The following is a 23261-nucleotide window of genomic DNA, read 5'->3' on the forward strand; positions in this document are numbered from 1 at the left end:
GATGACAAAAACATGACTGAAATCGCTTTCAATGGGGAACTTTTAAATTTGCGGCATGTCAGCTGGCGCCGAAATAAATCACTGAGCAAACAAGGAACGGCTTGAAAAATAACCGGAGAAATAGCGGGCAAATATGGCCAGTTGAGACTGGCCTGCCCCACAAAATAAATATCCGCGCCAGACGGACTGAACGGGGATCTATAAGTGATGAAAAAGAGTGGTCGCTAGAGTTTATTTAGCCAGTCATTGAGCCAGGCCAGCGCCACTTTTTCCGGTTCATCGTCGACGGTGGCATCTATTTCCAGGCGGGGCAGCAGAGGGCTGGCGCCAAGCTCCTGCAGCAGTCCATCGAGGTGGCGACCGGCGCCACAGAAGTGCTCATAGCTGCTGTCCCCCATGGCGATGAGGGCATAACGCCACCCTTTCATGTAGGGGGCCCGATCAGTCAGGGCAGTAGCCAGTGGTTGCAGATTGGGGGGAATGTCGCCCTGGCCGGTGGTGGCGGTGATGACCAGCAAGAATCGACTCGCATCCAGATCTTCCAGCTCGGCCTCCTCAAACACCCGACAGCCGTGCCCCGCCTGTTCCAGCCGCGCCGCCAGCGTCTCGGCCACCAGCATGGCAGCCCCGTACACGGTTCCCACCACTATATCTATCTGCACCATCACGACCCCCTTTGACCAGCATGGATGCCCAGCATGCCACAGCGCGGAGTCAGGCAACACCCCGAACGCTTCAGTAGTCGCTCTCGCTGGCAGGCCAGCCCAGTGCGGCAAACAGCTGCAGTACGTGCGACCCAAGCGGGGCCTGGATGCGCATCGGCACCTTCAGCACCGGATGCTGGAAGCTGAGGGTGCGGGCCACCAGCAGCAGGCGATCGCAACCATAGTGCTCGCGAAAGAAGCGGTTGTGGCGGCCATCGCCGTGGGTGGTGTCACCGACGATGGGGTGGAACAGATGATCGAGGTGACGGCGCAGCTGATGCTTGCGACCCGTCTTGGGGAACAGCCGAACCAGGCTGTAGCGACTGGTAGGGTGTTTCTTGGAAACCGCATGGGGCAACTCGACCTGATGCAGGCGACGAAACGCGGTCACCGCCTCCTGGGCCGGACGATCCGGATCGCTCATGGCATCGGCGATCTTGTCCAGCTGCTCCTTGAGGGGGTAGTCGATCACCCCCTGCTCCGGAGCCCAGCCTCGCACCAGCGCCAGATACTCCTTGTGAACCTGACGGGCGGCAAAGGCCTCGGTCAGGGTACGGGCCACGGCAGGATCGAGGGCAAACAGCAGCACCCCCGAGGTGGGTCTATCCAGCCGATGTACCGGGTAGACGTGACGACCGCCGATGAGATCCCGGGTCATCTGCATGGCAAAACGGGTTTCGGCCTTGTCGAGCCAGCTGCGATGCACCAACAGACCGGAGGGCTTGTTGACTGCCACCAGCCAGTCATCCTGGTAGAGCAGGGTCAGCTTCATCTCGCCGTCGTCTTGAGTGGTGCAAGCATCGGAACTGCCGCCCGTCTGCGTTTTCATCTGATGACCCAGGGTCTGCTCGCTCATCATTGTTCGACCACTTTGCCGGAGAGCAACAGATCGAAGCGGGCGATCAGGCGCAGCAGGGCTTCGACCTCGGCCAGCTCTTCCTTATAGACTTCGCTGGCCATGGGATAGAGAGAGACGCTGCTGGGCAGCGGCGCCTGCAGCAGCACCAACTGCTCCATGCGCGGGATCAGCACGAACTGCAGCCACTGATCGAAGCTCAGGGTATCGACGCAAAACGGCAGCTCGCTGGCCAGAGCCTCTTCCCCCGGATGGGTCGCTTGCCAACGTTCCAGACGTTGCAGTTCGGCGGTCAGTTCGCCCAGCAGGCCGGCTACCAGCAGATATTGATTCATTGCGCTCTCTTCCTCATCACCACGTCCCCGGTTCGCGGTTCAGTCAACAGCGAACCGGGCTTTGCAAAAAAGGGCGCTACTATACACCCTCTCCCCCGCTCTCTGCCATGCCCCCGGCGGCCGGGCAACAGGTAACCCCAACGGCCATCCGTACGGGCCGCAACACGCCTCCCTGCTGGCTATCTTGTGCCAGCGCCTTATAATCGGCCCGCATCACCCTTAGCCGGATCACCTCATGTCCACCATCAATACTCTGACTGACTTTCTGACCCAGGCCGATACCCAGTTTCAGCTGTTCGATATGGGCCGCCAGGTGCGGCCGCTGGCGAGCGACACCTTCGTGCGCATCGAGCAGCAGCAGGAGCCCTACCCCTGGCCCCTGCAGCAGCACGCCTGGCTCGGCGTCCACTTCTTCCAGCCGGCCGAGTCGCGCCACTACCTCTGGTTCCTCAAGTTTGCTCTCGACGAGCGCGGTCTGCTCATCTCGAGCGGCCCCAAGCACTTCATGGATCAGGTGGTGGAGACTCTGGGCTACAAGCTGACCGGCGAGCTCGATGAGGAGAAGGCCCAGCGGCTGGCCGAGAATCCCTACACCTTCCGCCCGGCCGAAGCCAAGATGGCCAGCCTGCACGCCAAGCTGGCCCGCCAGCTGGAGCAGGCCCCGTCCGCCTACTTCGAAGGGCTCTGCCACTACCTGTCCGCCCCCTCCCCCGAAGGGTGGCAGACCCTCGGCGTGCAGGGCTTTGCTGATCTGGCGGAGCGGCTGCAGGATGAACGCAACCTGGCGCTGGTGTGCAAGGCGCTGCCGAAGCTGCCGCAAGAGCCGCTCTATGCTCTCTGCCAGAGCCTGGAGAACGCCCCGCTGCCGCCGGCCGTACAGGGCGCCCTGTTCGAGCGCATCGGCAAGGAGCAGGAGTGCGCCGAGCCCAACGCCGAGACCCTGGCCTACCTGTGTCGGGCGCTGGCCTCCTGCAACGGCAGCAGCATGCGCACCAACAAGCTGCTGACCCTGCTGCAAACCCAGCCGAGCCCGGCCCTGCTGCTGGCCATCGCCGGCCGGCTCTGGCCCGATCTGAAGGATGCCGCCCTGCTCAGCCTGTTCCTGGAGCAGCTGGCCCTGCAGCCGACCCAGTTCTTCAATCAGGTATTTGCCGAACTGGTGACCCTGCCGGCCCTGCGCAATGATATGCTGGCCAGACTACGCGACCCCGAGCGCAGCGACGCCCTGGGCCAGGCCATCGGCCGCCTGTTCGCCTCGGCCTGATGATAGCGGCGCCCCGCCCCCTGGCGGGGCGCCACCCGACACGGACACACCGCAAAAGGAGCCCGCGATGGGTGAAGTGCTCGCCATCTTGCTGCTGACCCTGGGTGCAGGTGCCTTCTGGCACCAGCGGCGCCAGGCCGAACTCGCCTGGCAATACATGCGCCGCTACTGCCAGCATCACGACCTGCAACTGCTGTCGCTGGCACGCAGCCACCGGGCGCTGGCCCACCAGCCGCTGCGCCTGCTCACCTATTACGAGTTCGAATTCTCCAGCGATGGCGAGAGCCACTACCTGGGGCAACTGCGCATGCAGGGGCTGCAGGTGGTCGGCGTTGACCTCCCGCCACATCGGGTACCCAGCCTGTAAATCTCCCGCCACGGGGCGAGCCTATACTGTTCTGGAATGTCTTTTCGGAGAGATGAGATGGAGTTCCTGACCCACGATCTGGCCGCCCTGTTTGCCCAGCTTGGGCTGGCCAACGACGAGCTGAGCCTGCACCGCTTCATTCACGAGCACCGCCTCGACAACCAGACCCTGCTGCCGGAAGCCCCCTTCTGGACCAGTGCCCAGGCCAATTTTCTGCGCGATGCCCTGTGGAACGATTCGGACTGGTCGGAAACCATCGATGAGCTGGACGTACTGCTGCGCCGGCACGATTGACCCGCTTCCCGCTTTTCAGCCCCGCACGCTTTGGTTAAGCTCTGTGCCCCGTCCAGCCCCAATATCCCCATGCCGTGCAGGAGCACTCATGTCAGCCCAAGAGATCATCCGCATCGCCAATGAACTGGCGGCCAAGGGCATCGCCCCCACCACCGCCATGGTCAAGGCCCGCCTCGGCCAGCCCGTTCCCATGGCCGAGCTGCTCAAAGTGTTGAGCCAGTGGAAACAGCAACCCGCAGGCGCCCCGGAAGTCGCCAGCCCGGCGCAGGAAGCCCCCGCTCCCGCCGCCGAGCCCACCCTGCTGCAGCTTGCCGAACGGCTCGAACGTATCGAACGCAAAGTGGATCGGTTGACCGAGCTGCTGCTCCAGCAAGGGAAGCCGTGAGCCATGTACATCCTTGAACTCTGCTTTGAGTGCTATCGCGACACCTCGCTGGGTGAGGCCGAGCGGGCCATCGTCAACTACCTCGACATGCTGCGCTATCAGGGCCAGATCCTCGGTCGGGAGTTTCCCACCAGCATGCACGAGGGCTACTTCGTCAGCCGGGTGGTCTGCCCAGAGCAGGACAGCCTGCACCCCGACAACCAGAGCGAACAGGTCAAGCTGGCGGAGCAGGGCCTGCACCAGGCCGGGCTGCTCGCCCCCAAACTCCACCTGCAGGGGGCGGACCTGCTCTCTGACAGCACCGACCCCTGCGGCCATGATGGCGAGCGCCCCAGCTGGATGCTGCTCTATACCAGCTTCCTGCACACCTGCTCGCCGCTGCGCTGCGGCGATCACTTCGCCCCCATCCCGCTCTATCGGCTGCCGGCCGTCGCCAACGGCGACCACAAGCAGATCATCAAGTGGCAGGAGGATTGGGAGGCGTGCGATCAGCTGCAGATGAACGGCTCCATCGCCGAACATGCGGCGCTGCACGAAATCGGTGAGGTGGGCAGCCGGCTCCAGCGCCGTGGCAGCGATCTCGGCAAGCGGCTGGAAGCCCTGACCGGCATCCCCACCTACTACTACCTCTACCGGGTGGGTGGCCGCAGTGCGGCCGAGGAGAAGGCTCGCCCCTGTCCGGGTTGCGGCGGCGAGTGGGCGCTGGCCGAGCCCTTGCACGAGATCTTCGACTTCAAGTGCGATCCCTGTCGGCTGGTCGCCAACCTCTCCTGGGATTTCAAGGACTGAGCCCGGCGGTGAACCAGACAAAAACGCCTTGCCGGTCGGCAAGGCGTTTTTCATTGTGGCTAACGCCGCTTATTGCGGCAGGGTCTCCAGCCGCTCCAGGAACGCGGGCAGAGAAGGCGCCAGCACCAATCGGCGGCCCGAGTCGAGCCACTCCAGCCACACCTGACCACTCTCGTTGTCGAGCGATACCAGCGTCATCTCGTTGCGGGTGGTGGCAATGAACAGGGAGGGGCTGCGCTTCAACTTGCGCAGCATCAGCAGGTGGCCGATGAGGTTCTCCTTGAGCAGGTCGAGATCCGCCTCGTTCCAGGGCAGCACAAACTCGAGCCGCAACCCCTTGTAGAGGCAGGGCACAGGGCGACTGAACCAGCCACCAAACAGGGCCTGCGCGGCCGGGTGCAGGGTCAGCTCGAGCGCCTCGTTCATCGCCGTGAAATCGGCGGGCTCGGTGCGCCGATGCGGGCGCCAGGCGACCCGGCCTTCCTTGGGTTCATCCAGCTCGCAGGGGGAGCGCCAGTCCGCCTCCCACTCGCACAGGGGCAGCCCTCGCCTCGCCTCGCCGTCGCGCTGCCAGCGCAAAAAAAAGTGTTCCAGGGCAGACAAGACTTGATCCGACATCGAAATTCCCCACAATTGCTGCCAAAGTCCGCTATTGCACCATCAAAGCCATGAGCAGACAAGGTGAAGCGCGGATCGCCAGCCGGCACTCCCCGCCTTGCCACCCCAAGCGGGGCCCATGCCTCTGCCATCGCCCATTCAACGTTCGAGTCACACAGATGAGCAAACAAGATAGATACGCCGGCGCCAGCGCCCTGCAGGGGCTGAGTCTCGGCCAGCAATCGGCCTACATCAGCCAGTACACCCCGGCCCTGCTGCAGCCGGTGCCCCGCAGTCTGAACCGCGACGACCTCGGTCTTGGCGGCGAGCTGCCGTTCCAGGGCTGCGACGTCTGGACCCTGTACGAGCTCTCCTGGCTCAATGCCAAAGGCAAGCCCATGGTCGCCGTCGGCGAGGTCTCGGTGCCTGCCACCAGCGCAAACCTCATCGAATCCAAGTCGTTCAAGCTCTATCTCAACTCCTTCAACCAGACCCGCTGCGACTCGCTGGAAGCGGTGCAGGCCATGCTGGTCAAGGACCTGAGCGCCTGTGCCGGCAGCGATGTGAGCGTCACCCTGTTCCCGCTGGCCCAGGCTCCGCACCACATTGCCGCCCTGCCGGGCGAGTGCATCGACGAGCAGGACATCGCCGTGGACTGTTACGAGTTCGATGCCGACCTGCTGCAAGGCGCGGCCGGCAGCCAGGAGGTGGAGGAGACCCTGCACAGCCACCTGCTCAAATCCAACTGCCTGGTGACCAGCCAGCCGGACTGGGGCTCCGTGGTGATCCACTATCGCGGCCCGCAGCTGGACCGGGAAAAACTGCTGCGCTACCTCATCTCGTTTCGCCAGCACAACGAGTTCCACGAGCAGTGCATCGAGCGGATCTTCACCGATCTCAAGCACTTCTGCGCCCCGAGCCAGCTGACCGTCTACGCCCGCTACACCCGCCGCGGCGGCCTGGACATCAACCCGTTTCGCAGCGACTGGGAAGTAGTGCCGGCCAACCTGCGCCTGATCCGGCAATAATCCGCAGTCACTGCCCCCGCCGCTCTGCGCCGCCAGCGCCCGGATAACGGGGTTGGCGCGCAATCTGTCAGTAAACTCTGGACGCACGGGGCCGGGCTTGGATAACATGCCCTCACTCCCGTGCTGCCCTTAATCCAATGAATCAACTGTTTTTTCTGGCAATGATGATGTCCTCCCTGTCCGCTCCTGATCTGGATCTGGCCAAGGAGCAGTTGTCCATCGATCTGCAACAGGCCCAGACCCTGGTGCTGACCGATCCTGCCAGATGCGTGCAGATCACCTCCGCCTTCCTTGCGCGCACGGCCAATAATCCCAAGCAAATCATCAGCAATCGCCAGGAGTACGGCTACCGTGAGCCGCTGTTGAGCTATGGCACCGCCGCCCAGGCCACCGGCGCCCACCTGCTCAAGGGGGAGTGCCTGCTGCAACTGGGCCAGTTCCAGGCCGCCCAGAAGTCCCTCGATCAGGGCATCGCCATGGCGGCCAAGGAGCAGCAGCTGGAGTTGCAGGCCCACGGCCTCTACCTCAAGATCCGCAGCCAGAACCTGCTGGAACGCTCCCACGGTGCCAGCAGCGGCCTGCTCGGTCAGCTGGAGACCCTGCTCAGCACCCCCAGCCTGAAAGAGAGCCAGCTGCAGGTTTACAGCCGGCTGCTGCGCACCAATGCCAGCATAGAGGCGCACCAGTTCGACGAGGCCAAACGCCAGCTGGCCGAAGCCCGCCGCTGGGCGGATCAGACCAAGAACCCGCTGGCCAGCGCCTGGGTCAGCGCGGTGAGCGGCGATCTCTACCACGCCCTCAAGCAGCCGCAGCTCTCGCTGGGCGACTACATCGACGCCCAGCAGCAGGCCAGGGGCCTGCAGGATCCCCTCTTCCTCGGCCTGCTGTCGAACCAGATAGTGAACCTCTATGAAGAGGAGCAGGAGCCGCAGAAGGCGCTGCAATATGCCAATGAGGCAGCCAACTACTTCCACGCCCTCGGCAATCCCTCCCTGCTGAGCGACGCCCTCATCGTGCTGGCCCGCCTCAACCGGGAGCAGGGCGAGATGAACATGGCGCTGGTCTACTTCTTCAACGCCCTGGACCTGCTGGACGAGGGCAACAACCGCACCCGCATCGCCAACCTCAAGTACGAAATCGGCAAAACCTATCTGGAAACCGGCAACCTGACCCTGGCCCGCAACTACCTCACCGCGGCCCGCCAGTCCCACGAGCTGGGGGATGACAAGGAGCCGCTGATCGACACCCTGCTGCTGCTGGGCGAGCTGCACCTCAAGCAGAAGGAGGCGGGCATCGCCATCCTGCAGCTGGAGAACGCGCTGGCGCTGGCCAACCAGATCGGCGACACCCAGCGCCAGTTCGAGATCTTCCGCCTGCTCTCGGCCGCCTACGAACAGAAGGGCTATCTGCAGCAGGCGCTGGAGAGCTACAAGAATTTCCACCAGCGCAGCGAGCAGGTGCGCCAGCAGCAGGTCGATCTGGAGCAGGAGGCGATCCGCGACAACTACGCCCAGGTGGAGCGTGAACAGCAGATCAAGGAGCTGGAGCAGCAGCTCAGCACCAGCAAGCATCAACAGGATCGCTACCTCTGGTCGAGCGTGATAACCGGCCTGCTGCTGACCCTGTTCATCTACCTCTTCTTCACCCTCTGGCTCAAGTTGCGGGTCGCCCGCCTGCAGGGCAAGCAGCTGGGCGAGGCGCTGCTGCTCGAGCCACGCACCGGGCTGGCCAACTGGCAGCGACTGATGAGCCGCTGGCCACGGGAGATGGCCAAGCGCCAGCAGCGCTCCGAGCGCTGGTATCTGAGCGAGCTGCCCAGCAGCGAGTTCGACGACAAGCTGCACTACCTGCTGTTTCGGGTCCCCTTCCTGGTCAACAGCCTGGAGCAGCACGGCTACCAGGTGAGCCGCGAGATAGAGCAGGCCTTCGGTGCCTACGTCAACGGCCTCACCCCGCAGGATGGCCGCATCTACGATCTGCGCGAGGGTCATCTGCTCTATGTGGTGCCCCAGCGTCATGTGGAGGATCTGCACCGGCTGGCCCGCGAGCTGCTCGCCGCACTGGCCGAGTTTCCTTGCCAGCATCCGCTCGATCGCCACATCAGCCTCGGCATTGTCAGCCACCCCTTCCTGCCCAAGGCGGCCACCGCCCTCGATCATCACGGGCTGTTCGACCTCTGCTATCTGGCGCTGGCAGGAGCCATTCAGCTCAGTGAAAAATCCCAGCAAAGCGTCTGGTTGGAGCTGGCTGCCATCGATTGCCAGCAGGCCGCATTTTTTAATGGGGATGTGTGGCAATGCTGCTTGATGGCAATTGACAAGGGACTGGTAAAAGTAAATTCTTCTCATGAAAAGCAATGGGTTAATTGGCTTCAACTTTCACGGAAGAGAGTGCCGGTTGATCAGTGACGAATAGATATTCAACTGGGTCTGGAACTGGGTTCGACCGCTGTTGCTATCCAACACAACAACGATAATGACAACAGGGCGACCTGAATAATGAATGATATCGCTGCCGTAGCCGGACAACTGGCCAGACTCAGGGAATCCCTTCAGCAAAAACAGCTGGAGCTGGACGGCATTGTCTCCTTCTCCGATACCGAGCGCGCCCGCAGCATCCAGTTCATCGCCAAGCTGATGCAGGCCTGCCGCGGTCACGACCGGGAGCTGGACAACAAGCTCGCCAAGCTCAAGCAGAAACTCGACGGCAACCCGCCGCTCTCCTCCCTCGACGCCGATCTCGCGGTCATCGAGAAGCTGCTGCAGCAGCACGGCAACGCGCTGGAAGAGTCCATCTCCCTGACCAAGTCCGCCATCGAACTCGGCTCCAAGCAACTCAAGGCGATCAAGGGCTTCCCGGAAGATACCCGCAAATCCCTCAAGGAGTTTCTGGCGAGCCCGGATGGCTATGGCATCGGCGATCACCAGAAGAAGGTGATCCGGCTGCTGGAGTTCTACCAGCAGGCCATCAAGATCCAGCTGTTGCCCAGCCAGCCCCTGCTGGCCCAGAGCAGTCAGCCTGAGGCGGTCACCGATCTTGCCGCCCCCGAGCCGGATGCCCCCTTTGACGTCAAGATCCACGCCCACATCGCCGACGAGCTGCAGCGGCTCATCACCGAGCTCGACTTTGCCGGTGCGGTGGGCGAGAGCCTGGCGGACATTCGCCGCCAGTTGCTCAATGGCATCACCCCTCCCCTGCTGGCCGAGATCTGCCTGCAGGTGATCGAGCTCATCATCGAGGGCACCCGCGAGGAACGCAAAGCCTCCCAGGCGTTTCTCAGCACCCTCAACGAGAGCCTCTCGGCCGTCCACTTCAGCTTCACCGAATCCCTCGACGAGGGGCGGGCCCTGCAAAGTGCCACCTTGGATACCCGCAAGGCCATCGACCAGGAGCTCAAAGCCATCGACCATACCCTGGCCAGCCATGACACCCTGGGCGACCTCAAGGAGGCCATCTCCGGCCACATGGGCGCCATCAGCCTGCTGCTGCAGGACAGGGAAGCCATGGCCGCCCGCGAACGCCACCTGCTGACCCGGCTCTCCACCATGGAGGCCAAGCTGCGACTGATGAAGGAGGAGACCGCCGAGTACAAGAAGCGGCTCACCATCCAGAAACACAAGCTGTTCCTCGACAGCCTGACCCAGGTGCACAACCGGGCGGCCCTCGATGAGCGGCTCGAGCTCGAATACAAGCGCTGGCTGCGCTACGGCACCCCGCTGTGCCTGGCCATCATCGACATCGACCACTTCAAGAACATCAACGACAACTACGGCCACATGGCCGGCGACAAGGCGTTGAAGGTAGTGGCCAAGGCGCTGCAAGGGGCCCTGCGCGATACCGACTTCATCGCCCGCTTCGGCGGCGAGGAGTTCGTGGTGTTGCTGCCCAACATCAACCCGGACAAGTATCAGAAACCGCTGGAAACCTTGCGCCAGACCATCAAGAGCATTCCGTTCCGCTTTCGGGATGCCAGGGTCGAGATCACCATCTCCATCGGCGCCACCCTGTTCAGGGAGGGGGACCACACCACGGATGCGTTCGAGCGGGCCGACAAGGCGCTTTACAGCTCCAAGCACTCGGGTCGGGATCAGGTGAATCTGGCCTGACGAGCGCCTAAAAAAGCAGCAAACGCACTTTCCCCCTATTCCCCTGCCCCACCGCTTGCAACTACTATCAAATTCAAGGGATGCCACAGGGCATCCCGTTTTCTCCCCAGGGAAAAGCACAACGATAACAAGCGAGTGAAAGGGGAACATATGATTACGCACATCAATCCAGTCGGCAGCATGGACTTGCTGTCCCAGCTCGAGGTGGACCGCCTCAAGCAAACCGCCTCCAGCGATATCTATCAACTGTTTCGCAACTGCTCGCTGGCGGTACTCAACTCCGGCAGCCATACCGACAGCTCCAAAGAGATACTGGAGCGCTTCAAGTCCTTTGATATTCACGTGATCCGGCGTGAGCGCGGGGTCAAGCTCGAGCTGTTCAACGCCCCCGAGCACGCCTTCGTCGATGGCGAGATCATCCGCGGCATTCAGGAACACCTCTTCTCCGTGCTGCGCGACATCCTCTATGTGTCGACCCAGCTGGAGTCGAACCGGCTGGTCAACCTCACCAGCTCCACCCACATCTCCAACGTGGTGTTCGCCATCCTGCGCAACGCCAAGGCGATCCTGCCCGGCGCCGACCCCAATCTGGTGGTCTGCTGGGGCGGCCACTCCATCAACGAGATCGAGTACCAGTACACCCGTGCGGTGGGCAGCGAGCTGGGGCTGCGCGAGCTCAACATCTGTACCGGCTGTGGCCCGGGTGCCATGGAGGGCCCGATGAAGGGGGCCGCCGTCGGCCACGCCAAGCAGCGGGTGCGCAATGGCCGTTACATCGGCCTCACCGAGCCTTCCATCATCGCCGCCGAGCCGCCCAACCCCATCGTCAACGAGCTGGTGATCCTGCCGGACATCGAGAAGCGGCTGGAGGCCTTCGTGCGTCTCGGCCACGGCATCATCATCTTCCCGGGCGGGGTCGGCACCGCCGAGGAGCTGCTCTACCTGCTCGGCATCATGATGCACCCGGCCAACGAGCGGCAACCCATGCCCATCGTGCTGACCGGACCGAAAGAGAGTGCCGACTACTTCCGCGCCATCGATGACTTCGTCAAGGCGACCCTGGGGGAAGCGGCCACCAGCCTCTACCGCATCATCATCGGCGATGCCCCCGAGGTGGCCCGGGTGATGAAGGAGGCGATGCCGAAGATCCGTGAATACCGCAAATCGGTAGGGGATGCCTACTCCTTCAACTGGTCCCTCAAGATCGAGCCGGAGTTCCAGCTGCCGTTCGAGCCGGATCACGCCAACATGGCCAGCCTGGATCTGCACCGCAACCAGCCGCCCCAGCTGCTGGCGGCCAACCTGCGCCGTGCCTTCTCCGGCATCGTCGCCGGCAACGTCAAGGAAGGGGGCATCCGCGCCATCGAGAAGAAGGGGCCGTTCAAGATCCATGGTGACAAGGAGCTGATGCACCTGATGGACAAGCTGCTGGAGAGCTTCGTCAAACAGCAGCGCATGAAGCTGCCGGGCAGCCAGTATGTACCCTGCTACGAAATCGTGCGCTGACGGGCAGCACAGATGAAACGAGGGGCGCATGGCGCCCCTTTTTTGTTGCGGCCTGCCCTTCGGCCATCAATCCCCCATTGAGCCCGCTGGTTTGTTACAATGGGGCGTTCCGACTGCCAAGAGTGCCCCATGTCAAACCCAAGGCCACACCTGCTCATCATCGATGCCCTCAACCTCATCCGCCGGCTGCACGCGGTGCAGGCTCAGCAGGCGCTGACTCCGGCCCAGGCGTTGATCGCCACCCGTGCCAACCTCATCAATACCTGCCGCAAGCTGCTGGCCAGCAGCGAGCCGACCCACGTCATTGCGGTGTTCGATGGCGAGGTGCACAGCTGGCGCAAGGAGGTCTATCCCGCCTACAAGGAGGGACGAACCCCCATGCCGGCCGAGCTGCGCGAAGGCTTGAACGAGCTGCAGGATGCCTTCTGGGAGTGCGGCGTCGATGCCCTGCTCTCCCAGACCGACGAGGCGGACGATCTCATCGCCACCCTGGCCAGCGGCATTGCCCAGCACGGTGCCAGCGCCACCATCATCTCCACCGACAAGGGCTTCTGCCAGCTCATCTGCCCGCAGATCCGGATCCGCGACTACTTCAACAAGCGCTGGCTGGATGCCGCCTTCGTCGAGCAGCAATACGGTGTAGCCCCGACCCAGCTGGTGGACTTCTGGGCCCTGACCGGCATCGGTGGCTCCAACATCAAGGGGGTGCCCGGCATCGGCCCCAAGACCGCCACCCAGCTGCTGCAACAATACGGCGATCTCGCTGCCATGCTGACCGCCTGCCAGCAGGAGGACGCCGCCAAGCCTTTGCTCAAGCTGCGCCAGCACCAGGATGAGGCCCTTCTGGCCCAGCGACTGGTACGGCTGCAGCGGGACATCCCCCTTGGCTTCAACCTGCGGGAGATCCGTTATCCGCCCGCCCCGGATGCCTGATGACGCTATCTCGCCAAGCATGACCGGACTCACTCTCGCTGTTGACAAAAACAGATAGAATGTAAAGAAACATGGAGGGTTAGGTGGAGAAATGGTATAAAACCGCCGAATCCTCCCCCTCTGTTCCCTAGAAGTGGATACGTCTCATGTCAAAAAGAAAAATTACCGTCATCCCGGGCGACGGCATCGGCCCCAGCATCATCGAATCCGCCATCCAGATCCTGACCCACGCCGGTTGTGACTTCGAATACGAATACGCGGACGCCGGTCTGGTGGCGCTGGAGAAACACGGCGAGCTGCTGCCCCAGGCCACACTCGACCTGATTGAGAAGAACAAGGTCACCCTGAAAGGCCCCCTCACCACCCCGGTCGGCGGCGGTTTCACCTCCATCAACGTCTCCCTGCGCAAGAAGTTCAACCTCTACGCCAACGTGCGTCCCGTGCTCTCCTTCAAGGGCACCAAGAGCCGTTACGACAACATCGACATCATCACGGTGCGTGAAAACACCGAAGGGATGTACTCGGGTGCCGGTCAGAAGCGCAGCGATGACAACCAGAGCGCGGAGGCGATGAGCATCATCACCCGCGAAGGGGCCGAGCGCATCGTCAAGTTCGCCTTCGAGCTGGCCCGTCAGGAAGGACGCAGAAAGGTCACCATCATCCACAAGGCCAACATCCTCAAGTCCACCTCCGGTCTGTTCCTGGAAGTGGCCCGTGAGGTGGCCAGCCGCTACCCGGACATCCAGAGCGAAGAGATGATCGTCGATGCCGCCTGCATGAACCTGGTGATGTACCCGGAGCGCTTCGACGTCATGGTCACCACCAACCTGTTCGGCGACATCCTCTCGGATCTGTGTGCCGGTCTGGTTGGCGGCCTCGGCATGGCGCCGGGCGCCAACATCGGTGATGGCGCCGCCATCTTCGAAGCGGTGCACGGCTCTGCCCCGGACATCGCCGGCAAGAACATCGCCAACCCCACCTCGGTGATCCTCGCCTCCATCCAGATGCTGGAGTATCTGGGCATGCAGGACAAGGCCGAGCGCATTCGCGAAGCGGTGCGCGCCACCATCGAATCCGGCGACCGGGTGACCCGGGATCTGGGGGGCAACGCCTCCACCAGCGAGTTCACCCAATCCATCATAGATCGTTTGTAATTGGTGCCAACTTGTTGATTTAAAAAGGGAGCTTCGGCTCCCTTTGTTTTATCTCACCGCGCGCTCCCCCCTTTGTCGATTGGCTACTATGTTCAATAGATAAGGGATAAGGAGATCCATTATGCGCGCTATCGTTACCCTGTTGCTCATCAGCAGCAATGCCATGGCAATAGACAGACCGGTTGAGAATGCCTGGCCCCAGCTGCCGCCATCCACCCAGCCGGCCAGCCAGGTCTGGCAATCCACCCTGGATACCAATGACCTGCTCAAGGCTCCCAAACCCCTCTCCTTCGGGATGGATGTCGTCACCGACAGCAATGGCAACAGTCAGGTCACTCCCTATCAGAAGCTCAACCTGACCGCCGAGAAGAGCGTCAGCCTCTCCTTCGAGCAGCACAAGCCCAGGATCAAGTTCAAGACCGCCGGCATGAACACCTCTCTCAAGCTGCGCAGCAACGGCGTCAAGCTGGAGTTCAGCCCGACCGATCGCACCATACCGCTCGACATCGAGCTCAAGCTTACCGATGGCGAATCCTCGCTGCGTTTTGACTATCGCTTCTGAACGCAAGCCGAATAAAAAGGCCGACAACCTCGAGGTTGTCGGCCTTTTTGTCAGCCTATGTCAGCCAGTCCTCACTCCTGGGGGGAGAGCTTGGAGACCCAGTACTTGTTGAAAACGTGCACCGTGATCTCTTCGCGATCGTGGTAGAGCTGCTTGGCCTGAATGATGAAGCCGCCGTCGATCTCCGCCAGCAGTTCACGCAGCACCTGGATGTTGTGCACCGCCTCGGCGTAGCGCTTCTTCATCGGCAGCTTGAGGTTGAACATGGCTTCTTGGCAATCGCCCTCGCGGAACCAGTCGGCGATCATGTGGGTCACCCGTGCCGGCTTGTCGACCATGTCACACACCAGCCAGTAGATGTTCTTCTTGCTGGGACGCCAGACAAAGCCGTCATCGCGGATGTGCTTGACCTGGCCGGTATCCATCAGGGACTGCGCCATCATGCCGTTGTCCACCGCGGTCACCATCATGTCGCGACGCACCAGCTGATAGGTCCAGCCGCCCGGGCAGGCACCGAGATCCACCGCCTTCATGCCTGAGCGCAGCCGCACGTCCCACTCTTCCCGCGGTACGAACACGTAGAAGGCCTCTTCCAGCTTGAGGCTGGAGCGGCTCGGCGCATCGGCCGGGAAGCGCAGACGCGGGATCCCCATGTGGAAGGCGGAATTGTTGAAGGAGTAGGAGTAACCCAGCAACACGTGGTCGTTGGCCAGGAAGAAGGCGTGGAACACCGGACGGTTCGGGGTCTCCTTCTTGGTCAGGATCTCGTTGCTGCGCAGCGCCTGGCGCAGCGGCACGGTGAATTTGCGGCAGAAGGCGGAGAGCTCCTTCGCCTCGTTGGTGTCGGCCGTCTCCACCCGCAGATCGCCGCAGATGGCGTAGTCGCGGGTCGCCTCGATGATCGGGGTGATCCGATCCGCCAGATCCAGCTCCTTGAGCTCGCAGGTCACCACCAGCATCTGGCGGATGAAGATGAGCTCCTTGAACGGCAGCTTGCGCGCCAGCAGGTCGGCCTCTTCCTCGCCGTAGCATTCGAAGATGATGTAGCCGCTGTCGTCCTTGACCCGGGCAAAGCCATAACACTGCATGTTAGTGGCTCGTTCGGTGATCTCTGCCGCCGCCTCTTTCTCAAAACCGGGACGGCAATAAAGCAGCAGATTATTCATTCTTTCCTCCAAGACGACAGCCGGCCCACATCAGGGCCGCCCATCCCAACATAAAACAGAGGCCACCGGCCGGGGTGATGAGCCCCAAGCCCTTGCTGCCAAGCAGCACCATGGCGTAAATACTGCCGGAGAATCCCAGGATCCCCAGCACAAAGGCGGTGCCAGCCAGGTTGATCACCTTGCTGCGCACACCGCACCACCCCAGCACCAGCAGGGCCAGGGCGTGAAAAAACTGATACTGCACGGCGGTATTGAAGGCCGCCAGACGCGAAGGGTCGATGCCGGTGGCCGCCAGACCGTGGGCACCATAGGCGCCCAGCATGGTCGCCGTCAGGCCGAAAAAGCCCGCCAGCACCAGCCAATGTCGATGAAATTGCATCCCTTGCCTCCTTGTTGTCCCGCGCCAGCCTCAACCCCGCGCCGGGATGGTCGCAATGAAATCCTTGATCCGTTCGGCCGCCAGGCGCAGGTTGCCCTGCTCGCTCGCACCGCTGCTCTTGCGCGGTTTGAAGCCATGATCACCATCGGTCAGCCAATGGACCGATACGGCGGATGAGAAGGGGAAATCAGCCAGTTCGGCACGGGTGCCGAAGGTATCGCGCTCCCCTTGCAACAGCAGGGTTGGCGTCTTGATCTGCTTGAGCACCTCGCCCCGCCAGCGGTCGGGGTTGGCCGGGGGGTGGAAAGGATACCCGAGAATGAGCAATCCTGCAGCATTCATCTCGTCCTCACTCTCCTGATAGAGTTCGGCCGCCATCCGCCCCCCCATGGATTTGCCCGCCAGAAACAGTCTGGGATGGGCAAACGCCTTGATCATCTGGCGCCAGTGGTCGAGCAGGACAGGCTGCCGGTCCGGCGGACGACGCTTGCCATCCAGGGCACGCTTGCTCATGTAGGGAAAGTTGAAACGCACCACCTCGATCTCGGGCCCGGCCAGCAGCCGTGACAGCTCGGCGAGAAAGGCGTGCTCCATACCGGCCCCGGCACCGTGGGCCAGCAGAATGCGAACGGGGGCATCAACAGCCCCCTCCCGGATCACCTCATGCATCTGCCAGTCGGGCCCGGCGACGGGCCTCCTCCTGCTCCACCAGTTCCAGCATCCAGTCGCGGAAGGCGACTATCTTGCCCTGATCGGACTGCTGCTCCTGGCACACCAGATAGAAGGCGTTCTTGCTCACCAGCACCTGCTCGAACGGGCAGATGAGGCGACCCGCCTCTATCTCTGGCTGGGCCAGCACGCTGTGACCAAGGGCCACCCCCTGGCCGTGAATGGCGGCCTGGATCACCATGGTAGAGTGGCTGAAGATGGGCCCCTGATTGACGTTGGGGGCATCGATGTCGAGCTGGCGAAACCAGGCCTTCCAGTCGCGACGCGAGGTGTCGTGCAGCAGGGTGTGGCGGGTCAGATCGTCCGGGGTGCGCAGCGGCTTGGGACCAGTCAGCAGCAGCGGTGAACAGACCGGGATCAGATACTCGGTGTGCAGCTTGTCGGCCCGCAGGCCGGGCCAGTTGCCGCGTCCGTAGTAGATGGCAACGTCCACGTCGTCGGTGAGCGAGCCCTCATCCATGTCCACCGCCTTGATCCGCACGTCGATGTCGGGATGACGTTCGCTGAACTTGACCAGCCGCGGCACCAGCCACTGGATGGCGAAGCTCGGCTGCAGAGAAACGGTGAGCGCGCCCTTGGCGCTGCGGGCCAGCAACTTGTCGGTTGCCTCCGAGATGGAGGTGAAGATGTCCTTGATATCGAGGAAGTAGCCCTGCCCCTCCTCGGTCAGCAACAGAGAGCGGTTCTTGCGGCGAAACAGCTTGATACCGAGGTACTCTTCCAGCGCCTTGATCTGGTGACTGATGGCGGCCTGGGTCACGAACAGCTCCTCCGCAGCGCGGGTGAAGCTTAAATGACGAGCCGCGGCTTCAAACGCTTTCAGTGCGTTGAGCGGGGGTAAACGACGAGACATGAGAGCAGCCGACGATGAGTTTTTCTAATGGGCCGCATTATAATTTGTCGGTTGCGGGTCGACCAGTGAATAAACATAATTCGCTTCGCAATCCGTTGCCATATGGCTCACTTTTTCTCTTCCATGTTGGTTTACATGTGATTTTTGTGAGTCTCTGGAGTGCGATTGTGGTGTTGTGTTTCTTCCTCTGCGGGAAGAGGGGCTTAAATCGGACCGATTTAACCCAGTCTGTCATCTGAATGTGTTTGGCGCCTCCGGTTGGAAGGCGCCTTTTTTCTTATCCCTATACCTTGAACTGCCCCACCAGTTGCTGCTGCTTGTCGGCCAGCGCCGACAGCTCGCGACCATTTTCGGCGGAGCTGGCTGCCTCGGCTCGGATGGTGTGGCTCACATCGCGAATGTTGCTGACGTTGCGATTGATCTCGTCCGCCACCCCGCTCTGCTCCTGCGCCGCCCTCGCGATCTGCTCGTTCATCTGATGAATGGTGCCGACCGCGTGGATGATCTGCTCCAGCACGCTGACCGACAGGTCCACCTTGGTCAGCGTCAGATCCGCCTGACCGTGGCCGGTCATGATCGCCTTCACCACCGCCTCGGTGCCGGATTGCAGCTGGCCGATGAGGGTCTGGATCTCGACGATGGCGTTCTGGGTGCGGCCCGCCAGATTGCGCACCTCGTCCGCCACCACCGCAAAACCACGGCCCTGCTCGCCGGCCCGAGCCGCCTCGATGGCGGCGTTGAGCGCCAGCAGGTTGGTCTGCTCGGCAATCCCCTGGATCACCACCAGGATGTCGTTGATGTTCTCGCTGTTGGCCGACAACCGCTCCACCACCGGCTTGGCATCGCTGATCACAGCCATCAGCTTGCGCATCGCCTCCTGGGTGTCGGCCACCACATACTTGCCCTCCTGCGCCGCCGTGTCGGCCTCGTTGGCAGCGGCCACCGCCGAGTTGGCGTTGCTGGCCACCTGCAGGGCGGTGGCGCTCAGCTCCTCGAACGCGGTCGCCACCAGGTCTACCTCCTGATACTGGGCCTGCATGCCGGCACTGGTGCGTTCGGCGACACTGGCCGCCTGTTCGGCGCTGGCACGAGTGCCGGCAACGGTATCTATGACCTGGCTGATGGTACTCTGCAGCTTGTTCAAGAAGCTGTTGAACCACTTGGCCAGCTCGCCTATCTCGTCGTCACGGCGTAGCTCGATGCGCTGGGTGAGATCCCCCTCGCCGCTGGCAATGTCCTTGAGGCGGGCCACCACGGCGCGGATGGGGGCCACTATCTGGTGGGCCATCAGCCAGATACAGAGCAGCGCCACCGCCGAGATGAGGCCGCCGATGAGCAGCTGGGTCATCACGCTGCGGCTGGCCTGGCCGGAGAGATCGTCCTGCAGCTGGAGGGCTGAGGCGAGCACCACGCTACGCGGCAGCTCGATGTAGATGCCCCATTTCTGTTCGGTACCGCGCATCTTGACCGGCACGAAGGTTTGCAGCAAGTTGCCGTCCGGGCTCCAGCGACTGGCCACCTGCCCCTGGCCCAGCCAGCCCTGCAAGGCGGCCGTCAGGGTCTGATACTGCTGACCGAGCGGACTGCCCAGGGTGACGTCGAAGCCGTCCACCCCGGCGACACGGCCCTGACTGCTCACCAGCAGCACCTTGCCCTGCCCCTCATAGAGCTCCTGATCCATCTCCTTGACCAGACTCTGCAGCGCGGTCAGCGAGATATCGACCCCGACCATGCCGAGCAGCTTGTCTTGCTCCAGCAGAGGCACGGTCACCGAGGTCATCAATACCTTTTGCGACCCCACATCGTCCAGATAAGGCTCCAGCAGACAGAGGGCCTTGCTGCGAATGCTGCAGCGATACCACTCGTTCTCCACCCCGCCGGCCGCGGTCGGGCTCTCGTCCGCCAGCACGGATTCGTCCTGCACCTCGGGTTCAATCTTGCCGTCGACCCGAGCCCAGTAGGTGGAGAAACGCCCCTGATCGTTGGAGCCCAGCGCGCTGGAGCCGTGGTAGTTGCTATCTTCGCCGTCGAGCTGGTCCGGCTCGAACACCGTATAGACGCCGAGCAGGTGATCGGAGGAGGCTGCCGCGTCATGCAGTTGCTGGTTGACGGCGGTACGCAGTGATTCGGAGGAGCCGAAATTGTCGGCCGCATTCTTGCGCTGGAACAGGATCCCCTGGCCCAGCAGGGTCGCCCGGAAGTAGGCCTCGTCCAGATAACTGGTCACCTTGGCCGCCTGCTCCGAGCCCATCGCCTTCATCCAGTTTTCGGCCGCACTCTGGGCTTCCGCCGTGGTAGAAGTCAGCACCTGATCCTGCATGTTGGCAGCACTGAAGAGAGAAGAGGCCACCAGGGCACCGGCACTGGCCAACAAACAACAACCGGCGATCAGGGTGATCCGCCCCTGAACAGAAAGAGAACTCATGCCACCATTTCCTAGCTTCATACTGATGTGATCAGTGTATCGGTTTTAGAAACAAAAACTTAACCTTATCACGCTAAATCCAGGGCAAGTTGGTTCACTTCGCCGGCCGCCGGCAGGCCGACGACCAATCCCAGTAGCCGAATGGGTTTGCCCTGTGCCCGCAGCAAACCTTCGTGCAACAGATCGTGAAACCGCTCCGGCTGGTAACCCCCGCGCCGGTAGACGGTGGTCTGCTGGAAATCGGCAAACTTGAGCTTGATCCCCTGCCCCATCAGCTGTTCCTTGCCGTGGCTGGCCGAGAATCGTTGCTCCAGCTCGGGAATGAGCCTGCTCAGCACCTGCCAACAGGCAGCCTCATCCAGCACGTCGCTGGCCAGGGTGGTCTCCACCCCTATGGTCTTGCGCACCCGCTGGGCCTGCACCGGCTGCTCGTCGTGGCCCCAGATCCGCCCGGCCAGCATCTCCCCGAGCTTGCCGAACCGGGCGATCAGCTCCTCGTTGCCGAGCTGACGTGCATCTTCGCAGGAGTAAAGGCCGAGCGACTCCAGCCGATCCGCGGTCTTGCGACCGATGCCGGGCAGCTTGCCGAGGGGCAGCTGGCGCACGAACTCATCCACCTCCTGCGGGCGGATCACGAACAGGCCGTCCGGCTTGCGCTGCTCGGAGGCGAGCTTGGCCAGAAACTTGTTCGGCGCCACCCCGGCCGAGGCGGTCAGCCCCAGTTCGGCATTGATCGCGGCACGGATCTCGCGGGCCATCAGGGTGGCACTGCCGCCACAGCAGGGGCTCATCGTCACGTCGAGATAGGCCTCATCGAGGGAGAGCGGCTCCACCTGCTCGGTGTAGCGCAGGAAGATGGCCCGCAGCTGACGGGAGACCTCCTTGTAGACCTCCATCCGGCCGGGAATGAGCACTAGCGGCGGGCAGAGCTTGCTGGCCAGGGCGCTCGGCATGGCGGAACGCACCCCGAAGCGACGCGCCACATAGTTGCAGGTCGAGATGACACCGCGCCTGTCCGCCGAGCCGCCGATGGCCAGCGGTACCTCGCGCAGGGCCGGGTTGTCCCGCATCTCTACCGCGGCATAGAAGCAGTCCATGTCGATATGAATGATCTTGCGCATACCACTGTACGAATAAACAGGTAACCTGCCTATGCTAACCCAGCCCTGCCATTTCTGCCATCGGCATGATATGACGGGCCGACATAGACTCTTAAGGCACCATTTATAATCCATCGCACAAGGAGAATGAGATGAAGGGAGTCTGGCCGGGGTTGACCCTGGGGCTCTGCCTGCTGCTGCCGCAGCAGAGCACTGGCAAGGACAATCCGACCGCCGAGTGTAGCTGGTTGCACGAGCGCATCGAGGCGCTGGAAAAGGCCATCAAACAGGGGGACGAGCTGGGTACGCGGGAGGAGCTGGCACGCTGGCGGGCCGAATTCAACAAGAAGGAGTGCCAGCGCTACGACTACTGAGCGCTCGCCATAAAAAACGGGCTGACCCAAGGGTCAGCCCGTTTTGCTTTCGACATGGGTGCGAGTGCCCCTGCCCGCTCAGATGATCCGGTTCTCGGCCAGCATCTTGCGACGGGCCTCTTCCTTGGCCATCTTCTTCTTGCGGTTGTCGCAGGGTTCCGGGCAATCACACTCTTTTTCGATACCTATGCTGCCAAGTCCGCCACAGGAGCCGGAGATGGTCTTCTTCTGGAAGATGTAGCCGATGGCCATGGCCACCACTACCACCAGAAACACCCCGAAGGTGATCAAAAAAATCTGCATGTTACCGCCCCTTATTTTCTAACCAGATACTGTTTGAAGGCATCGGAGTAAGACTCCTCGAAACCCTCATCCGTCTTGGTGATCACGAAAATGGCCAGCCCCCGCTCCTTGGCGTAGGCCAGGCTCTTCTCGGGTCCGAGCACCATGAACACGGTCGCCAGCCCGTCTGCAGTCATGCAGGAGGGGTGGATCACGGTCACCGACACCATCCGGTGCTGGATAGGCTTGCCGGTCATGGGATCGATGGTGTGGGAGAAGCGCTTGCCGTCCAGCTCGTAATAGTTGCGGTACTCGCCCGAGGTCGCCACCCCGTTGTCGCCCGCCACTATCACCTCCTGCACCGAGCCGGCGTTGGCCGTCGGTTTCTCGATGGCGACGCGCCAGGGGTGACCCTTGCCGTTGACGCCATTGATCCGCAATTCGCCGCCGATCTCAACCAGATAGTTGCGCGAACCCAGGGACTCCAGATACTCGGCCACCTTGTCGACGCCAAAGCCCTTGGCAATGGCGGAGAGATCCACGTAGAGATCCGGGATGTCCTTTTGCAGGGTATCGGCATCGACGGAGGTGATCACGTGCAGATTGCCGAGCCCGGTCTTCTGGCGGGTCTGGGTGATCAGCTCGTCAGACGGCGTCTTGGTCGGGCGCGCGTCGGGCCCGAAGCCCCACAGATTGACCAAGGGGCCGACGGTGACGTCCAGCGCCCCGCGGCTCTCACGGCCAATGTGAATGGCCTCGGTCACCACCCGCGCGGTATCGCGGGAGACCACCACGGGCGTCGAGCTGCGGTGCTGGTTGAAGCGCGACAGCTCGGAGTCCGGCCGGTAGGTCGACATCTGATCGTTCACCCGCTCCAGCAGCACATCGACTTCGGCCTGGAACTTGGCGGGATCGGTGATAACGTTGTCCGCCACCTTGATGGAGTAGTAGGTACCCATGGTGCTGCCGGTGATGTGGATCTCCGGCTTCGATTGGACCGTTTGTTCCTGACCGCACCCAGTCAAGAAAAAGGCTAGCCCGAAGGCTAGCCAGGTCTTTACAACACTGTGCAT

Annotated in this window: 25 protein-coding genes; 13 read left to right on the forward strand and 12 right to left on the reverse strand. The window is 62.4% G+C overall.

The window, feature by feature from the left end; genetic code table 11:
• Nucleotides 1–224: 224 nt before the first annotated feature.
• From ACB033_RS07100 to ACB033_RS07110, 3 genes are all read right to left on the reverse strand, one after another.
• Nucleotides 225–665 (reverse strand): flavodoxin, encoded by a 441-nt coding sequence (locus ACB033_RS07100; RefSeq protein ID WP_005303481.1) that lies wholly within the window; start codon nucleotides 663–665, stop codon nucleotides 225–227.
• 70 nt (nucleotides 666–735) lie between these two features.
• Entirely contained in the window at nucleotides 736–1533 is a 798-nt protein-coding gene (gene truC, locus ACB033_RS07105; RefSeq protein WP_193557969.1) for a tRNA pseudouridine(65) synthase TruC, read from the reverse strand.
• 26 nt (nucleotides 1534–1559) lie between these two features.
• A complete protein-coding gene (locus tag ACB033_RS07110; protein ID WP_005303485.1) occupies nucleotides 1560–1895 on the reverse strand; it encodes a YqcC family protein in 336 nt (111 codons plus the stop codon).
• Between the two features lie 235 nt (nucleotides 1896–2130).
• On the opposite strand from ACB033_RS07110, the gene ACB033_RS07115 reads away from it, so the two are divergent.
• The 5 genes from ACB033_RS07115 to ACB033_RS07135 all read left to right on the forward strand — a co-directional run bounded on the left by ACB033_RS07115 (nucleotide 2131) and on the right by ACB033_RS07135 (nucleotide 4994).
• Complete coding sequence (locus ACB033_RS07115) at nucleotides 2131–3159, forward strand: DUF3549 family protein (protein WP_005303486.1); 1029 nt, start codon at nucleotides 2131–2133, stop codon at nucleotides 3157–3159.
• A gap of 67 nt (nucleotides 3160–3226) precedes the next feature.
• Nucleotides 3227–3526, forward strand: coding sequence for a DUF3301 domain-containing protein (locus ACB033_RS07120; RefSeq protein WP_005303488.1), 300 nt, complete (start codon nucleotides 3227–3229; stop codon nucleotides 3524–3526).
• Nucleotides 3527–3583: 57 nt separating this feature from the next.
• Nucleotides 3584–3820, forward strand: a complete 237-nt coding sequence (locus ACB033_RS07125) for a DUF2789 domain-containing protein (RefSeq protein WP_005303490.1) — start codon at nucleotides 3584–3586, stop codon at nucleotides 3818–3820.
• An 88-nt stretch (nucleotides 3821–3908) separates the two neighbouring features.
• Nucleotides 3909–4205, forward strand: coding sequence for a DNA-binding protein (locus tag ACB033_RS07130; protein ID WP_010634790.1), 297 nt, complete (start codon nucleotides 3909–3911; stop codon nucleotides 4203–4205).
• A gap of 3 nt (nucleotides 4206–4208) precedes the next feature.
• A complete protein-coding gene (locus ACB033_RS07135; RefSeq protein WP_042009249.1) occupies nucleotides 4209–4994 on the forward strand; it encodes a Zn-ribbon-containing protein in 786 nt (261 codons plus the stop codon).
• A 69-nt stretch (nucleotides 4995–5063) separates the two neighbouring features.
• On the opposite strand, the gene syd is transcribed toward ACB033_RS07135, so the two are convergent.
• On the reverse strand, nucleotides 5064–5612 hold the full coding sequence (syd, locus tag ACB033_RS07140; RefSeq protein ID WP_010634792.1) for a SecY-interacting protein: 549 nt from the start codon (nucleotides 5610–5612) through the stop codon (nucleotides 5064–5066).
• Nucleotides 5613–5770: 158 nt separating this feature from the next.
• Here syd and queF point away from each other — a divergent pair, with 158 nt between their 5' ends.
• The 7 genes from queF to ACB033_RS07175 all read left to right on the forward strand — a co-directional run bounded on the left by queF (nucleotide 5771) and on the right by ACB033_RS07175 (nucleotide 14880).
• A complete protein-coding gene (gene queF / locus ACB033_RS07145; protein ID WP_010634793.1) occupies nucleotides 5771–6619 on the forward strand; it encodes an NADPH-dependent 7-cyano-7-deazaguanine reductase QueF in 849 nt (282 codons plus the stop codon).
• Between the two features lie 137 nt (nucleotides 6620–6756).
• A complete protein-coding gene (locus tag ACB033_RS07150) occupies nucleotides 6757–9027 on the forward strand; it encodes a hypothetical protein (RefSeq protein WP_017781874.1) in 2271 nt (756 codons plus the stop codon).
• Nucleotides 9028–9117: 90 nt separating this feature from the next.
• Nucleotides 9118–10725 (forward strand): diguanylate cyclase, encoded by a 1608-nt coding sequence (locus ACB033_RS07155; RefSeq protein WP_139725375.1) that lies wholly within the window; start codon nucleotides 9118–9120, stop codon nucleotides 10723–10725.
• Nucleotides 10726–10875: 150 nt separating this feature from the next.
• The gene (ppnN, locus tag ACB033_RS07160; RefSeq protein WP_005303505.1) at nucleotides 10876–12231 is read left to right on the forward strand and encodes a nucleotide 5'-monophosphate nucleosidase PpnN; all 1356 of its coding nucleotides are present in this window, start codon (nucleotides 10876–10878) and stop codon (nucleotides 12229–12231) included.
• 129 nt (nucleotides 12232–12360) lie between these two features.
• Nucleotides 12361–13164, forward strand: a complete 804-nt coding sequence (gene xni / locus ACB033_RS07165; protein ID WP_139725374.1) for a flap endonuclease Xni — start codon at nucleotides 12361–12363, stop codon at nucleotides 13162–13164.
• Between the two features lie 146 nt (nucleotides 13165–13310).
• On the forward strand, nucleotides 13311–14318 hold the full coding sequence (locus ACB033_RS07170) for an isocitrate dehydrogenase (protein ID WP_139725373.1): 1008 nt from the start codon (nucleotides 13311–13313) through the stop codon (nucleotides 14316–14318).
• A gap of 121 nt (nucleotides 14319–14439) precedes the next feature.
• Nucleotides 14440–14880, forward strand: a complete 441-nt coding sequence (locus tag ACB033_RS07175; RefSeq protein ID WP_017764099.1) for a hypothetical protein — start codon at nucleotides 14440–14442, stop codon at nucleotides 14878–14880.
• 71 nt (nucleotides 14881–14951) lie between these two features.
• Here ACB033_RS07175 and rlmM read toward each other — a convergent pair whose 3' ends face one another.
• The 6 genes from rlmM to dinB form a co-directional block, all read right to left on the reverse strand.
• On the reverse strand, nucleotides 14952–16046 hold the full coding sequence (gene rlmM / locus ACB033_RS07180; protein WP_005303513.1) for a 23S rRNA (cytidine(2498)-2'-O)-methyltransferase RlmM: 1095 nt from the start codon (nucleotides 16044–16046) through the stop codon (nucleotides 14952–14954).
• Nucleotides 16039–16425 (reverse strand): DUF423 domain-containing protein, encoded by a 387-nt coding sequence (locus ACB033_RS07185; protein ID WP_010634798.1) that lies wholly within the window; start codon nucleotides 16423–16425, stop codon nucleotides 16039–16041. The genes rlmM and ACB033_RS07185 overlap by 8 nt, the downstream gene beginning before the upstream one ends.
• A gap of 30 nt (nucleotides 16426–16455) precedes the next feature.
• Nucleotides 16456–17094, reverse strand: a complete 639-nt coding sequence (locus tag ACB033_RS07190; RefSeq protein ID WP_139431439.1) for an alpha/beta fold hydrolase — start codon at nucleotides 17092–17094, stop codon at nucleotides 16456–16458.
• Nucleotides 17087–18007, reverse strand: a complete 921-nt coding sequence (locus ACB033_RS07195; RefSeq protein WP_005303519.1) for a transcriptional regulator GcvA — start codon at nucleotides 18005–18007, stop codon at nucleotides 17087–17089. The genes ACB033_RS07190 and ACB033_RS07195 overlap by 8 nt, the downstream gene beginning before the upstream one ends.
• Before the next feature lie 283 nt (nucleotides 18008–18290).
• Nucleotides 18291–20432 (reverse strand): methyl-accepting chemotaxis protein, encoded by a 2142-nt coding sequence (locus ACB033_RS07200; RefSeq protein ID WP_371140422.1) that lies wholly within the window; start codon nucleotides 20430–20432, stop codon nucleotides 18291–18293.
• A 68-nt stretch (nucleotides 20433–20500) separates the two neighbouring features.
• Complete coding sequence (dinB, locus tag ACB033_RS07205; RefSeq protein WP_139725372.1) at nucleotides 20501–21553, reverse strand: DNA polymerase IV; 1053 nt, start codon at nucleotides 21551–21553, stop codon at nucleotides 20501–20503.
• 131 nt (nucleotides 21554–21684) lie between these two features.
• On the opposite strand from dinB, the gene ACB033_RS07210 reads away from it, so the two are divergent.
• Nucleotides 21685–21906 carry a hypothetical protein gene (locus ACB033_RS07210; protein WP_139725371.1) on the forward strand — a complete coding sequence of 74 codons (222 nt, stop codon included), beginning with the start codon at nucleotides 21685–21687 and terminating at the stop codon, nucleotides 21904–21906.
• Nucleotides 21907–21984: 78 nt separating this feature from the next.
• Here the strand turns inward: ACB033_RS07210 and nqrM are convergent, their stop codons facing one another.
• Together nqrM and ACB033_RS07220 are read right to left on the reverse strand one after the other, a co-directional pair.
• A complete protein-coding gene (gene nqrM / locus ACB033_RS07215; protein WP_005303529.1) occupies nucleotides 21985–22209 on the reverse strand; it encodes a (Na+)-NQR maturation NqrM in 225 nt (74 codons plus the stop codon).
• 11 nt (nucleotides 22210–22220) lie between these two features.
• Nucleotides 22221–23261, reverse strand: a complete 1041-nt coding sequence (locus tag ACB033_RS07220) for an FAD:protein FMN transferase ApbE (RefSeq protein ID WP_005303533.1) — start codon at nucleotides 23259–23261, stop codon at nucleotides 22221–22223.

The organism is Aeromonas sp. S15(2024) (assembly GCF_041402265.1).
GTDB classification, from domain to species: domain Bacteria; phylum Pseudomonadota; class Gammaproteobacteria; order Enterobacterales; family Aeromonadaceae; genus Aeromonas; species Aeromonas dhakensis.

Bases quoted from the DNA above. Each gene is read 5' to 3' on its own strand.
- ACB033_RS07100 (WP_005303481.1), bottom strand. From the start codon at position 665: ATGGTGCAGATAGATATAGTGGTGGGAACCGTGTACGGGGCTGCCATG.
- truC (WP_193557969.1), bottom strand. From the start codon at position 1,533: ATGAAAACGCAGACGGGCGGCAGTTCCGATGCTTGCACCACTCAAGAC.
- ACB033_RS07110 (WP_005303485.1), bottom strand. From the start codon at position 1,895: ATGAATCAATATCTGCTGGTAGCCGGCCTGCTGGGCGAACTGACCGCC.
- ACB033_RS07115 (WP_005303486.1), top strand. From the start codon at position 2,131: ATGTCCACCATCAATACTCTGACTGACTTTCTGACCCAGGCCGATACC.
- ACB033_RS07120 (WP_005303488.1), top strand. From the start codon at position 3,227: ATGGGTGAAGTGCTCGCCATCTTGCTGCTGACCCTGGGTGCAGGTGCC.
- ACB033_RS07125 (WP_005303490.1), top strand. From the start codon at position 3,584: ATGGAGTTCCTGACCCACGATCTGGCCGCCCTGTTTGCCCAGCTTGGG.
- ACB033_RS07130 (WP_010634790.1), top strand. From the start codon at position 3,909: ATGTCAGCCCAAGAGATCATCCGCATCGCCAATGAACTGGCGGCCAAG.
- ACB033_RS07135 (WP_042009249.1), top strand. From the start codon at position 4,209: ATGTACATCCTTGAACTCTGCTTTGAGTGCTATCGCGACACCTCGCTG.
- syd (WP_010634792.1), bottom strand. From the start codon at position 5,612: ATGTCGGATCAAGTCTTGTCTGCCCTGGAACACTTTTTTTTGCGCTGG.
- queF (WP_010634793.1), top strand. From the start codon at position 5,771: ATGAGCAAACAAGATAGATACGCCGGCGCCAGCGCCCTGCAGGGGCTG.
- ACB033_RS07150 (WP_017781874.1), top strand. From the start codon at position 6,757: ATGAATCAACTGTTTTTTCTGGCAATGATGATGTCCTCCCTGTCCGCT.
- ACB033_RS07155 (WP_139725375.1), top strand. From the start codon at position 9,118: ATGAATGATATCGCTGCCGTAGCCGGACAACTGGCCAGACTCAGGGAA.
- ppnN (WP_005303505.1), top strand. From the start codon at position 10,876: ATGATTACGCACATCAATCCAGTCGGCAGCATGGACTTGCTGTCCCAG.
- xni (WP_139725374.1), top strand. From the start codon at position 12,361: ATGTCAAACCCAAGGCCACACCTGCTCATCATCGATGCCCTCAACCTC.
- ACB033_RS07170 (WP_139725373.1), top strand. From the start codon at position 13,311: ATGTCAAAAAGAAAAATTACCGTCATCCCGGGCGACGGCATCGGCCCC.
- ACB033_RS07175 (WP_017764099.1), top strand. From the start codon at position 14,440: ATGCGCGCTATCGTTACCCTGTTGCTCATCAGCAGCAATGCCATGGCA.
- rlmM (WP_005303513.1), bottom strand. From the start codon at position 16,046: ATGAATAATCTGCTGCTTTATTGCCGTCCCGGTTTTGAGAAAGAGGCG.
- ACB033_RS07185 (WP_010634798.1), bottom strand. From the start codon at position 16,425: ATGCAATTTCATCGACATTGGCTGGTGCTGGCGGGCTTTTTCGGCCTG.
- ACB033_RS07190 (WP_139431439.1), bottom strand. From the start codon at position 17,094: ATGCATGAGGTGATCCGGGAGGGGGCTGTTGATGCCCCCGTTCGCATT.
- ACB033_RS07195 (WP_005303519.1), bottom strand. From the start codon at position 18,007: ATGTCTCGTCGTTTACCCCCGCTCAACGCACTGAAAGCGTTTGAAGCC.
- ACB033_RS07200 (WP_371140422.1), bottom strand. From the start codon at position 20,432: ATGAGTTCTCTTTCTGTTCAGGGGCGGATCACCCTGATCGCCGGTTGT.
- dinB (WP_139725372.1), bottom strand. From the start codon at position 21,553: ATGCGCAAGATCATTCATATCGACATGGACTGCTTCTATGCCGCGGTA.
- ACB033_RS07210 (WP_139725371.1), top strand. From the start codon at position 21,685: ATGAAGGGAGTCTGGCCGGGGTTGACCCTGGGGCTCTGCCTGCTGCTG.
- nqrM (WP_005303529.1), bottom strand. From the start codon at position 22,209: ATGCAGATTTTTTTGATCACCTTCGGGGTGTTTCTGGTGGTAGTGGTG.
- ACB033_RS07220 (WP_005303533.1), bottom strand. From the start codon at position 23,261: ATGCACAGTGTTGTAAAGACCTGGCTAGCCTTCGGGCTAGCCTTTTTC.